An 11,735-nucleotide genomic window follows, 5' to 3' on the forward strand; every position below is an offset into this window, starting at 1 on the left:
TTCTCCTCTGGCAGGCAAGGCGCGGTATGCGCCTTCACCGATGCCTCCAGCTTAGCCAAAGCGCACTTGCGCTTCCGTTCGGCACCACACACTGGCGCCAATCAGGGCGGCGGCGGGGCGCTGGCCTTGCCGCCGCCCTGCGCCATCAGGGCCTGGCAGCCGCTGGTCTCGCCGGGACCGGTGCTGACCAGCGGCACGATGGCCGCCACCGGCGCCACCACCGCCAGCGCCAGGGCACCGCCGGCGCGCAGGGCCAGCGTGCCCTTGTCGACGCTGATGTCGGGTTGCTTGAAGGTGCCGCGCACATAAATCGGCGCGCGCAGCGAGATCACGCGCATGCTCTTGGCGTCCGGGCGCAGGGTCAGGTCCAGCTTCTCGTTGCCGAGGTTGACGGTGCCGCCGATGTCGATGCGGGCGTCGGAAGTATCCACCACAAACAGGCGCGACTTCATCAGGCCATTGGTGACGGCAAAATCGGTCACCATGCAGTTGAGCCTGACCTGCTTGTCACCCACCAGCTTGGTCAGCACCACGCTGCCGATGTTCAGGCCCATGGCCTCCAGCAGCAGCTTGCTGACGCTGCCTTCGTTGACCACGCCCTTGAGTTCGCCATTGGACGAGCCCAGCAGGCTGGCCACGGAATTGCCGGTGGCCGACAGCGACACGTCGGCGTTGACCTCGCCCACGGTGGCCTGCATGCCCTCGATCGACGGGAACAGCTGCTTGAGCTGCAGGTGGCGGGCGCCGGCCTTCAGCTCGGCGCGGATGGCGTGCGGATTGATCTTGCCGCTGCCGTCCAGCATCACGGTGGAGTTGAAGTTGCCGCCGGCAATGTCGAAGTTGAGCGGCGTCAGCGCCAGCACACCATCTTTCATGTGGATTTGCGTGTCCAGGTTGTGGATCGGCAGGTCCTGGTTGCGCGTGATGCGCGCGGCCTTGAAGTTGACGTCGGCATCGATGGCAGTCCAGCGTTCGGTGCGGAAGGTTTCCACCGGCAGCACCTTGTTGCCGGGCTGGACTGTCTCGGCGCCGCGCGCTTCCTTGCTGGCGCTGGAGTCGGCGCCGATCAGCGGCCCCAGGTCGGACACCTGCAGCAGTCTCGATTGCACATTGCCGCTCAGCAGCGGGCGCGGCTGGCCGGTCTTGAATTCCAGCTTGCCGCCGATATCGCTCTGGCCGACCTTGCCGGTGAACTGATCATAAGTCCAGTGGCTGCTGTCGGCGCCCAGCTTGCCGCTCAGGTGGCCCTCGGTGGCAAACGGCGGCGTTTCCGGCAGCAGCACGCCGGTCAGGCCGTACAGGCGCGCCATGCTGGGGCCGGACAGCTTGAGGCGCACGTCCAGCGCCGCCAGCGCGGCCGGCTTGGTCAGCGCGCCTTCAAAGCTGATGCTGGTACCGCCGACGTTGAGGCTGGCCGCCAGCGGATAGGGCGCGGTCTGCTGCTGCAGCGACAGCACGGCGCCGGCCTTGCCGCTGCCGCTCACCTCCTGCTGATTCCACTTGCCGCGCAATTGCCAGGCCACGCCGTAGCGCGGGTCGGCTATGGTGTCGATCTGCGCGCTGGCGTCAACGTGGGTCATGGCGTCGATGTAGCGCACCGTGCCTTTGGAGAACACCACGCGCTGCACCTCCAGCGTCCAGGCCGAGGGCTGGTCATCGCGCTTGAAGGTCCAGTTGTTGCTGCCGTCGGCCTCGCGCTGCAGCAGCAGGGCCGGGTTGTCGAAACGCAGTTCGGGGATGGTGATGCGCTGGCGCAGCAGCGGCAGCAGTTCGATGGCAAACGCGAACTGGTCGACGCTGACCATCTCGGCCGGCGCATGCATGCCGCGCGGATGACCGACATGCACGTCTTGCGCCACCAGGTGCGGCAGCGGCAGCCAGCGGCCTTGCTGGCGCCACGCCAGCGCCACCGCGCCGCGGATGGCAAACGGACGGTCGATGGCCGCGCTGATCTTGTCGTTGAGCCACGGCCGCGCCCGGTTCCAGTCGTAATTGGCCAGCGCCACGGCGGCAACAACCGGCACGGCCAGCGCGGCGGCGCTGACGGCAAGGGCAAGACGGGCACGGCGGGGCAGGGACATGAGGCGCGCAATGGTATGTGAACAGTTGCATCATTCTACACATTCCGTTTTTGTGCGTCACCGTACTGATGCCGGATGAGCGGCGGCTTATAAATACGGTCATCCCAGACATTTTTTGAGGAGAACAATAATGATGACCATGAATACTCAATGGCAGATGTTGTGCGGCATGGCCGTGCTGTTTACCCTGGGCGGCTGCGCCAGCGACAAAGCCCCGGCCACCGCCGATGTGGCGGTCTCGCGCGCCGCCGTGGCGTCCGCCACCAGCGCCGGCGCCGCCGACCTGGCGCCAGCTGAAATGCAGTCGGCCCGTGAAAAACTGATGCGCGCCAACCAGGCGCTGGCCGCGCGTGATTACAAGACCGCGCAGGATCTGGCCACCCAGGCCTCGGCCGACGCCCAACTGGCACAAAGCAAGGCCAACTCGGCCAAGGCGACCACCGCCGCCGATGAGCTGCAACAAAACATCCGCCTGCTGCGCGAAGAGCTGCAGCGCGCCAACGCCACCAGCCAACAATAAGATCGACGGAGCCCATCATGAAAAAACTCATCCTGCTGCCAACCGCGTTTGCCGTGTCGGTGATGTTCGCTGCCTGCAGCACCACGCCCACCACCACCAGCCAGCTGGACCAGGCGCGCAGCGACTTCATCGCCGCCCAGGGCAACCCTTCGGTGGCGGCCAACGCGCCGCTGGAATTCAAGGCCGCTGCCGATGCACTGGACCGCGCCAATGCCGCCGCCGCCAAGAAGGAAAGCCTGAACGAGATCGACAAGCTGGCCTATATCGCCAAGCAGAAGATCGCCACCGCGCAGGAGGTGGCCAAAGCCAAGCAGGCTGAGGCCGATGTGGCCAACGCCGCCCGCCAGCGCGACGAGATCCGCCTGCAGGCGCGCACCGCCGAGGCCAACCAGGCCCGCGTGAGCGCTGAACGCGCCAAGTCGCAGGCCGAACAGGCCAAGGCCGATGCCGACGCCGCCCGCGCGCAAGCGGAAGCGGCCGCCAATTCGGCGCGCGATGAAGCGGCCAAGAACGCCGCCCTGCAACAGCAGCTGGCCGACCTGCAAGCCAAGCAGACCGAGCGCGGCATTGTGATCACCCTGAGCGACGTGCTGTTCAATGTCGACCGCGCCGAACTGAGCGCCGAGGGCATGCGCACCGCGCAAAAGGTGGCTGACGTGCTGATGCAGGAACCCCAAAGCGTGGTGCTGGTCGAAGGCTTTACCGACAGTACCGGCACCGCTTCGCACAACCTGGAACTGTCGCAGCGCCGCGCGGAATCGGTGCGCAGCGCCCTGATCGGCCTGGGTGTGCCACCCGGCAAGATCGGCACGCGCGGCTACGGTGAAGCGTATCCGGTGGCCAGCAATGCCGACGCCGGCAGCCGCCAGTTGAACCGCCGGGTGGAGATCGTGCTGTCGCAAAACGGCGCGCCGATCGCCAACCGCCGCTAATTTTCATCAACAAGGAAGGAATACCCCATGGCTGAATCTACCCCCACCGGCATTGATGTCGAAGCCATCCGCGCCGCCGCCCGCAACCTGGAAGACGGGCCGGTGACGGCCGGCTACCAGGGCGACCGGCGCGCCGTGCTGCAAATGCTGAACGAAGCGCTGGCCACCGAGCTGGTCTGCATCATGCGCTACAAGCGGCACTATTACACCGTGTCCGGGCGCGAGAACGCCGGCATCAAGGCCGAGTTCCTGGAGCATGCGCAGGAAGAACAGGAACACGCCGACTGGCTGGCCGAGCGCATCGTCCAGCTGAACGGCGATCCCGATTTCAATCCGGCAACATTGCTCGCACGCAGCCATGCCGAGTATGATGCGTCAGAAGACGTACAATCGATGGTGCGCGCCAACCTGATTGCCGAGCGCGTGGCCATTGAGTCGTACCGGCAAATGATCGCCAAAATTGGCGACACCGATCCGACCACGCGCCAACTTTTGATCAAGATCATGGCGGTGGAAGAAGAACACGCCGACGATATGCGTGATCTGCTTGACGAACACGGAAAGGCAGCTTGACGCCATTTGCTGTACAGTTTTCACATCAACAACCACAACAGGAGCTTCATCATGCTGGAACAAAACATCAGTACCGTGAATAACGACGTGAAAACTCTGGTTAAAGATGCCCAGGCATTGTTCACCGCCGCCACCGCCCTGACCGGTGAAAAGGCGGAAGAGCTGCGCGGCCGCGGTATGCGCGCGCTGGACACCGCCCTGGCCAAGGCCCACGAAGCCCAGGTCAGCGCGGTGGCAGCCACCAAGGAAGCCGCCAAGCACGCCGACGAATACGTCAAGGAAAACCCTTGGCGTTCGATCGCACTGGCAGCCGGCGTCGGCCTGCTGGTCGGCGTCATCATCGGCCGCAAGTAAGCCGCCGTGACGCACGAGGAAGGTAATCGCCCGCCGGGCCTGATCGCGTCGCTGGGCCTGGTGGCCCGGAACGCGATCGGCCTGCTGCTCAACCGGCTGGAACTGGCCGCGCTGGAGCTGGCGGGGGTACGCGACCACCTGCTCAAGCTGGTGCTGGTGTTTGCGCTGGCCGTGCTGCTGGGCGGCTTTGCGCTGGTATATGCCACGGTCACCGTGGTCTACCTGGCGTGGGCCGCGATCGGCTGGCTGATCCTGCCCATCATCACCGCGGTGTTCCTGCTGGTGGCGATCGGCCTGATCCTGTATGCGCGCGCCATGCTGAAGAGCGGGCAGTTGTCGCTGCCGGCCACCATGGCCGAGCTCAAGTCCGACCGCGACATGTTGGTGTAAGGAGAGGCCATGAGCAAGCAGGAAGACGCGGCCGCGCTGGCGGCCGAAAAGCAAAGACTGATACGCGAAGGCGAGCTGTACCGCATCAAGGTGGTGCATTCCAAGGCGCTGGTGGTACAGGCCCTGCATCCGGACGCCTTGCTGCACGGCGCGGTCGACCACGCGGTCGGCCTGGCGCAGGCACGCCTGGGCGGCTTGCTGCAGCCGGGCGGCCTGAGCGGCTTGAACTTCAAATCGCTGATGCCGTATGCGCTGACAGTCGGTTCGTTCATCGCGCGCAAGCGCCTGATCAAGCCGGCATTGGCGCTGGCTGTGGTGGCCGGGGCCGGGGTAGCCTGGCTATTACGGCGCAAGAGCGCGCCGCTGCAGGGCGAGTAAAAAGAAGGCCGCTGACAAAGCGGCCTTGTTGTTTATTGGGCTGGTGCAGTGGTCTGCGGGCTCTGCGCCAGCAGTTGCGGCAGATTGGCCATGTCGTGCTGGTAGGTGGCCTGGGCGTCCTTCAGGCAGGCGCTGCGCTCGTTGGCCGGGCCCTTGTGGCAGGCCTGCCGGGCTTCCGCCAGGGCGGCGCCGATTTCCTTGCGCAGCGTGCGTGCGCGCGCGGCCGGGGTGCTGTCGGGCTGCGACCAGCGGGCCGGCTCGCCCTTGGCGATTTCCTGCTGTTGTTGCTGGACGTTTTGCGGCGGCGTGGTGTCCTGCGCGTGCGCGGCCAGGGTCGCGCACGCCATCATCACGCCAGTGACGATGTGACGAAGCATGATGTTCTCCTTGTTGTTATAGCCTGCCAGTGAGCAGCATAATCAGCAGTATGACGACGATCAGACCGGTGATGCCGCTTGGCGCATAGCCCCAGTTGCGGCTGTGCGGCCAGGTCGGCAGCGCCCCGATCAGGGCCAGAACCAAGATGATCAGAATTATGGTGCCCATGGCTTTCTCCTTTGTTGGTAGTTGTTAGTAGCGGTACAGACGGCCGTCAATCAGGCGCACGCGGTTGCCCACGCGCAGGTCGTAAATGCTGTCTTGCTGGACGATGCGGTAGTCGCCGTTGTCCATGCGTACACTGATCTGGTATTCCTGCTTGCCGGCGTTGCGGTTGTTCTCGACATTGTTGCCGACCACGGCGCCGCCCACCGCGCCGGCCACGGTGGCTGCGGTGCGGCCGCCGCCGGAGCCGACCTGGTTGCCCAGCAGGCCGCCGATCAGGCCGCCAGTGATGGCGCCGGCGCCGGAGCTGCCGCGCGCCTGCATCACCTGGATGGAATCGATGGTGCCGTAAGTGGAAGAGTCATTGCTGATATAGCCGATCTGTTGCGGCTGCTGGCTGGTGCTGGCGCAGCCGCTCAAGACGGCCACGCCGGCGAAGAGGGCGGCGGCAAGCGTAGTTGAGCGTTTCATATTGTCCTCCTGGAAAAGTGTGATGCCAGCATAGACAGTCCGTGCGGCAGGGTCTGTGCGATTACGCACGATGTGGCGCGTGGCGATTTTTGTTCGCTACCGAACAGAGAAGCGCGGAGAAGCAGCGTTTAATGGCGACATCGGTAGCGCAGAGACGCAAGACGTCCCGCTGGCTGACAAACTCATTGTTTCCATTACTCCAAGGAGAATCGCCATGAAAATCGCACATAAAATCGCTACTGCCCTGTTCACGGTGTCGCTGCTGGGCGCCATGACCGGCTGCGCATCGACCTCGACCAAGGAAGGCACCGGCGAATATGTCGACGATTCCGTCATCACCACCAAGGTCAAAGCCAGCATCTTCAATGAGCCTAGCCTGAAGTCGACCGAAATCAACGTCGAGACCTTCAAGGGCACGGTGCAACTGAGCGGCTTCGTGGCCCAGCCTGAAGACATCGCCAAGGCCGGTGAAATTGCCCGCGGCGTGAAAGGCGTGACTGCCGTCAAGAACGACATCCACGTCAAGTAATCAAGTAATCGATCTTCCCCGCAGCCCCGCCGGCGCACCTGGACGCGCCGGCAATTCTTGTGAGCCATCATGAACCAGCCCGCAGAGGATCTGGACGCTCCTCGTATTCCCTTGCATGTCCACGCGCGCGGTCTGGCGCTGGGCGTGATTGCCACGGTAGCCTTCCTGTACGCGCTGCAGTGGTCACGCAATTTCCTGGTGCCGCTGGTGCTGGGCATCCTCATCACTTACACCCTGAGTCCGCTGGTGTGCTGGCTGGAACGCCTGCGCATCCCGCGCCTGGTCGGCGCCACGCTGGTGACGGCCGCCATTCTGGGCGGTTCGGTGCTGGTGATCGATAAAGTGCAGGGTGAATTCCAATCGATTGTCGACGAATTGCCGACCGCCGGCCACAAGCTGTCGCGCCTGCTGTCGGAACGCCTGCACAGCGGCGGCCCCAGCGCCCTGCAGCGCATCCAGGACGTGGCGGCCGAGCTGCAGCAGGCCACTGCCGGCGCCCAGGAACGGCGTGCCGCGCGCCGCACGGCGCCGCCGCCGTCGGAAGCGTTCCCGGTGATGAACTGGATCTGGGCCGGCTCGATGGGCGTGGTGGGCTTTCTCAGCCAGGCCACCATGGTGATCTTCCTGGTGTTTTTCCTGCTGCTGTCGGGCGATACCTTCAAGCGCAAGCTGGTCAAGCTGACCGGGCCGTCGCTGACCAAGAAGCGCATCACCGTGCACATACTGGAAGACATCAACAGCTCAATCCAGAAATACATGCTGATGCTGCTGGTCACCAATGCCGCGCTGGCGCTGCTGATGTGGATTGCGCTGCGCTGGGTCGGGCTGGAGAATGCCGGCGCCTGGGCCATCGTGGCCGGCCTGCTGCACCTGATGCCGTACTTCGGCCCGCTGCTGATCATGGTGGCCACCGGCGTGGTGGCCTTCCTGCAATTCGAGTCCCTGCAAATGAGCTTGCTGGTGATGGGCGCCTCGCTGGCGATCGCCACCCTGATCGGCACCGTGGTGGCGACCTGGATGACCGGCCGCTTTGCCCGCATGAACGCGGCGGCGGTGTTTGTCAGCCTGCTGTTCTGGGGCTGGCTGTGGGGCGTGTGGGGCTTGCTGCTGGGCGTGCCCCTGATCGTGATCGTCAAGGTGGTGGCCGAGCGGGTCGAAGGAATGGAAGTGGTGGCCGAGTTACTTGGCGAGTGAGCCCAGCTGCAAGGCATACTGGCGCGCGAACTCAGCGCCGAGGAAGAAGATCTGCGCCGAGTAATACACCCACAGCAGCAGGGCGATCAGCGAGCCGGCCGCGCCAAAACTGCTGGCCACGCCGCTGTTGCCGATGTAGGCGCCAATCGCATATTTCCCCAGCGTGAACAGGGCGGCGGTGCCGAGCGCGCCGATGGTGACGTCATGCCAGGACAGCTTCACGCGCGGCAGCATTTTAAAGATCACGCCAAACAGGGCGGCAATCACGAAAAAGCTGATCACGGCGTTGATCACGGTCAGCACCAGGCTGGCCTCGCCCCAGATGCTGCCCCAGTATTTTTCCAACACCGTCAGCGCCGCGCTGACCACCAGCGAGACCATCAGCAGGAAAGCCAGCACCAGGATCATGCCGAACGACAGCAGACGGGTGCGCAGCACGTCCCAGAAAGTGCCGTGGGTGAGGGGCGGGACTTGCCAGATGGCGTCGAGACTATCCTTGAGTTCGGCAAACACGGTGGTGGCGCCAAACAGCAGAAGGCCGCCGGCGATCCATGTCGCCAGGCGGCCTTCTTCCTTGTTGCGTGCGCCGGCCAGCACCAGCTGGATGGCTTCCGCGCCCTGCGGACCGACCAGGCTGCGCAGCTGGGCGAACAATTCGCCCTGCGCCGCCTGCGGCCCGTAGAACCAGCCGGCAATCGCCAGCACCAATACCAGGATCGGCGCCAGCGAGAACAGGGTATAAAACGCCAGCGCCGCCCCCATGCTGCCGCCGCGGTGCTCGAACCATTCAGAGACCGTGCATTTCAGCACCGGGAACATGGCTGGCGTCCTTGCTTACTGCACCCGGCGTTCGATGGTGATCTGCTCCACCTCGACGCGGCGGTTCGGCTCCAGGCACTTGATCAGGTCGGCGCGTTTCTTGTCGTTGCACTCGACCACCGGATTCGCTTCGCCCTTGCCTTCGGCGCGCAGACGGCTGGCCGCCACGCCTTTGCTGACCAGGTAATCCTTGACCGCGTTGGCGCGGCGTTCGGACAGTTTCTGGTTGTACTTCTCGCTGCCCAGGCGGTCGGCGTAGCCGCTGATGACCACGTCATTGATGCCGGTGTTGTTGTTCAGCACGTTGGCGATGTCATCCAGCTTGGGCTGGTTCGGATTCAGCTTGGCGCTGTCAAACGAGAACAGCTCGGTGGCCGACATGGTCACTTTCTCGAAGCGCGCTGGCGGTGGCGGCGGCGGCGCTGGCGGTGCTGGTGGTGGTGGCGGCGGTTCGGCAACCGGTGGTGCTGGCGGTGGTGCCGGTGGCGCCGGGCGTGGTGGCGCGTTGAACGCGATGTTCAGGCCCACGGTTGCGTAGTAGTTATTGCTCTTGCTGTTAGGGAATTCATCGCCACGGATGAAGCCGTGCACATTGCGGATGTCGGCCTGCAACGCCACGCGTTCGCTCAGGTCGGCCTGGAAGCCGATACCGGCGCTGACATACGGCGAGGTTTTCTTGCGTTCCACATTGCCGAGCAGGTTGGCCTTGTCGCGCTCGGCGCCGATGCCCAGCAGGATGAACGGACGGAAGCTCTTGCGCGAGAACAGATACAGACCGTCCACGCCCAGCGTTTCCTGCTGGTAGCGCTGGTTGTTTTCACGCGAGCGGGCATAGGTGTAGCCGGTCTGGATATCCCAGTTTTCGTTGACGGCTTTGCCGAACTTCAGGCCGGCGCCATAGCCGCGCTTGTCCACGCCAAAGTCAGAGTCAGGCTTGACGCCGTTGACGCTGGGCTGGATGTACCACGATGGATTGATGACCGGATCTTGGGCCATGGCGGAGAACGACGCACACAGGGCTGCGGCGGCGAGGGCAATCTTCTTGGATTTATTCACAGGTGAGCTCCCGATTATTAATGAAATGTTTCATTGCCAGCAATGTTGTTGCATCGCTGTTGGACCGAAGATTAGGGAAGTTGGTGCGGGCTCACCGTTCGCTACCGCACCTAACTTTGCGCTGTATCAAATTGGTCACATTTCCTGAAACTTAATCGCAGGGCGTTTGTCCCAGCATAAAGCCATAGATGCCCCAATAATGTTCGTTGCCGCACAGACTGGGGCGGGGCAAACAGGCATTCTTGGGCCTAACGCACACCATATCAGGCATCAATTTAAGGAGTGATCCCATGCACGCAGTCAGCAAACAACAAACCATGGTCCAGAACGAGATGAAAGCCTCGCCGGAAATGCAAGCCACCACGGCCCGCTTGACGCTGATGGACCGTTCGACCCCGGCGCCCCTGGACCGCAAGCCCGGTTTGTCGATGGCGTCGATCGAGCGCGTGCGTTCCACCTCGGCCACCCTGCGCCGCATTGAAAACATGCAAAAGCTGATCGCCGAGCTGACCCAGCACGAAATGCTGGCCGATGAAATCGCCTGGTTCCTGAAGTTTTCGCCGTCCGGCGCCCGCAAATACATCCGCGACCTGCGCGAAGCCGGTGTGATCGAACTGGCGCGCTACGTCGAGGGCACCGCCACCTATCTGGGCAAGGCGGTGTACCAGCTGACGCCCGACCCGGAGCGCATTGCCGCCTTCCTGGCCGCCATCGCCCAGCCGAAGCGCGAAGGCGCGCCGCCACGCAAGGAACGCCCAGGCCTGCGCGAGCAAGCCATGGCAGGCAGCGGCCGCCACTTCCACATTCTGGCCGACGACACCCATTACGCGATCCGCGTCAACCGCGGCCCGGTGATGCGCGACCCGCTGGTGGCCGCCCTGTTTGGCAGCCCGGAGTCGCAGCAAAAAGCCGAATAAGCCGTCGCGCCGCCGGGGTATGATGTTTGCGTATTGAAATGCAAACATGCAACCCCAACTATTCCGTCAACACATGACACGGACGGCGGCACATGGAAGCTTTGATCTGGATAAGCCTGACGGCGCTGCTGATTGCAGCGCCTTTTCTGTATCCGCGCTGGCGCTTGCGGCGCGTGCTGGCCCGGCCCTTGCCGCCGGCGGCGGAAGCCATCCTGCAACGGAATATCCCCGTCTACAAACGCATGAGCCCGGACCTGCAGCAGCAGTTGCGGCGCATGGTGGTGCAGTTCCTGCACCAGAAGAAATTCATCGGCTGCGAAGGGCTGGAAGTGAGCGACGAAATGGCGCTCACCATCGCCGGCCAGGCCTGTCTGCTGCTGCTCAACCGTCCCAGCAAGGTGTATCCGGCCCTGCACACCATCCTGGTCTATCCGAGCGAATTCGTGGCGCAGCGCGCCGAGGTGGGACCGGGCGGCGTGGTCACGCCGGGCCGCCAGAGCATGCTGGGCGAATCGTGGGACGATGGCCGCGTGGTGCTGGCGTGGGATAACGTGCGGCGCGGCGCGGCCGACTGGACCGACGGCCACAATGTGGTGCTGCACGAGTTTGCCCACCAGCTGGACAGCGAATCGGGCCGCGCCAACGGCGCACCCTACCTGGGCAACCCGGCCAGCTACCGCGAGTGGTCGGAAGTGCTGTCGCGCGACTACCAGAACCTGCGGATGCACGCCATGTACCGCCAGCACACGGTGATGGACCCGTACGGCGCCACCAATCCGGCCGAATTCTTTGCCGTGGCCACCGAGACTTTCTTTGAGAAGCCGTACCAGATGGCCGAGCATCATGCCGAGCTGTACGCGGAATTCCTCAAGTATTACCGGGTCGACCCGCGCGACTGGATGGCGCCGCCGCCACCGCCGCCGGAGCCGCCGTCCTACGCCTACGCGGCCGGCTGGTAAGCGTGCACAGCGGGCGCTG

Annotated in this window: 16 protein-coding genes; 10 read left to right on the forward strand and 6 right to left on the reverse strand. The window is 64.2% G+C overall.

What is annotated here, in order from left to right:
* Nucleotides 1-101: 101 nt before the first annotated feature.
* On the reverse strand, nt 102-2,081 hold the full coding sequence (locus ABDW57_RS17600; RefSeq protein ID WP_343731470.1) for an AsmA family protein: 1,980 nt from the start codon (nt 2,079-2,081) through the stop codon (nt 102-104).
* 139 nt (nt 2,082-2,220) lie between these two features.
* Here ABDW57_RS17600 and ABDW57_RS17605 point away from each other — a divergent pair, with 139 nt between their 5' ends.
* The 6 genes from ABDW57_RS17605 to ABDW57_RS17630 are packed head-to-tail and all read left to right on the forward strand — an operon-like array spanning nt 2,221 to nt 5,228.
* Nucleotides 2,221-2,601, forward strand: coding sequence for a DUF4398 domain-containing protein (locus ABDW57_RS17605; protein WP_343731563.1), 381 nt, complete (start codon nt 2,221-2,223; stop codon nt 2,599-2,601).
* Nucleotides 2,602-2,618: 17 nt separating this feature from the next.
* A complete protein-coding gene (locus ABDW57_RS17610; protein WP_343731471.1) occupies nt 2,619-3,533 on the forward strand; it encodes an OmpA family protein in 915 nt (304 codons plus the stop codon).
* A 27-nt stretch (nt 3,534-3,560) separates the two neighbouring features.
* Nucleotides 3,561-4,106 (forward strand): ferritin-like domain-containing protein, encoded by a 546-nt coding sequence (locus tag ABDW57_RS17615; protein ID WP_343731472.1) that lies wholly within the window; start codon nt 3,561-3,563, stop codon nt 4,104-4,106.
* 51 nt (nt 4,107-4,157) lie between these two features.
* Nucleotides 4,158-4,460 carry a DUF883 family protein gene (locus ABDW57_RS17620; protein ID WP_343731473.1) on the forward strand — a complete coding sequence of 101 codons (303 nt, stop codon included), beginning with the start codon at nt 4,158-4,160 and terminating at the stop codon, nt 4,458-4,460.
* A gap of 6 nt (nt 4,461-4,466) precedes the next feature.
* The gene (locus ABDW57_RS17625) at nt 4,467-4,850 is read left to right on the forward strand and encodes a phage holin family protein (protein WP_343731474.1); all 384 of its coding nucleotides are present in this window, start codon (nt 4,467-4,469) and stop codon (nt 4,848-4,850) included.
* 9 nt (nt 4,851-4,859) lie between these two features.
* A complete protein-coding gene (locus tag ABDW57_RS17630; RefSeq protein ID WP_343731475.1) occupies nt 4,860-5,228 on the forward strand; it encodes a hypothetical protein in 369 nt (122 codons plus the stop codon).
* Nucleotides 5,229-5,260: 32 nt separating this feature from the next.
* On the opposite strand, the gene ABDW57_RS17635 is transcribed toward ABDW57_RS17630, so the two are convergent.
* From ABDW57_RS17635 to ABDW57_RS17645, 3 genes are read right to left on the reverse strand one after another with little or no spacing between them, the layout of a single operon-like run.
* Nucleotides 5,261-5,605, reverse strand: coding sequence for a hypothetical protein (locus tag ABDW57_RS17635; protein WP_343731476.1), 345 nt, complete (start codon nt 5,603-5,605; stop codon nt 5,261-5,263).
* 16 nt (nt 5,606-5,621) lie between these two features.
* A complete protein-coding gene (locus tag ABDW57_RS17640; RefSeq protein ID WP_090192273.1) occupies nt 5,622-5,774 on the reverse strand; it encodes a DUF3309 domain-containing protein in 153 nt (50 codons plus the stop codon).
* Nucleotides 5,775-5,798: 24 nt separating this feature from the next.
* Entirely contained in the window at nt 5,799-6,242 is a 444-nt protein-coding gene (locus ABDW57_RS17645) for a glycine zipper 2TM domain-containing protein (protein WP_343731477.1), read from the reverse strand.
* A gap of 214 nt (nt 6,243-6,456) precedes the next feature.
* Here ABDW57_RS17645 and ABDW57_RS17650 point away from each other — a divergent pair, with 214 nt between their 5' ends.
* Both ABDW57_RS17650 and ABDW57_RS17655 read left to right on the forward strand, forming a co-directional pair.
* The gene (locus ABDW57_RS17650) at nt 6,457-6,771 is read left to right on the forward strand and encodes a BON domain-containing protein (protein WP_343731478.1); all 315 of its coding nucleotides are present in this window, start codon (nt 6,457-6,459) and stop codon (nt 6,769-6,771) included.
* Nucleotides 6,772-6,840: 69 nt separating this feature from the next.
* The gene (locus ABDW57_RS17655; protein WP_343731479.1) at nt 6,841-7,965 is read left to right on the forward strand and encodes an AI-2E family transporter; all 1,125 of its coding nucleotides are present in this window, start codon (nt 6,841-6,843) and stop codon (nt 7,963-7,965) included.
* Here ABDW57_RS17655 and ABDW57_RS17660 read toward each other — a convergent pair.
* Complete coding sequence (locus ABDW57_RS17660; protein WP_343731480.1) at nt 7,951-8,784, reverse strand: YihY/virulence factor BrkB family protein; 834 nt, start codon at nt 8,782-8,784, stop codon at nt 7,951-7,953. The two genes, ABDW57_RS17655 and ABDW57_RS17660, sit on opposite strands and share 15 nt — an antisense overlap.
* Nucleotides 8,785-8,799: 15 nt before the next feature.
* Nucleotides 8,800-9,840: an OmpA family protein gene (locus ABDW57_RS17665; RefSeq protein ID WP_343731481.1), complete on the reverse strand. Its 1,041-nt coding sequence runs from the start codon at nt 9,838-9,840 to the stop codon at nt 8,800-8,802.
* 290 nt (nt 9,841-10,130) lie between these two features.
* Here ABDW57_RS17665 and ABDW57_RS17670 point away from each other — a divergent pair, with 290 nt between their 5' ends.
* Nucleotides 10,131-10,757 (forward strand): winged helix-turn-helix domain-containing protein, encoded by a 627-nt coding sequence (locus ABDW57_RS17670; protein WP_343731482.1) that lies wholly within the window; start codon nt 10,131-10,133, stop codon nt 10,755-10,757.
* Nucleotides 10,758-10,849: 92 nt separating this feature from the next.
* Nucleotides 10,850-11,716: a M90 family metallopeptidase gene (locus ABDW57_RS17675; RefSeq protein WP_343731483.1), complete on the forward strand. Its 867-nt coding sequence runs from the start codon at nt 10,850-10,852 to the stop codon at nt 11,714-11,716.
* Nucleotides 11,717-11,735: the final 19 nt, after the last annotated feature.

Origin of the sequence: Duganella sp. (assembly GCF_039595735.1) — a bacterium.
In the GTDB taxonomy this organism is placed as follows: Bacteria; Pseudomonadota; Gammaproteobacteria; order Burkholderiales; family Burkholderiaceae_D; genus Rugamonas.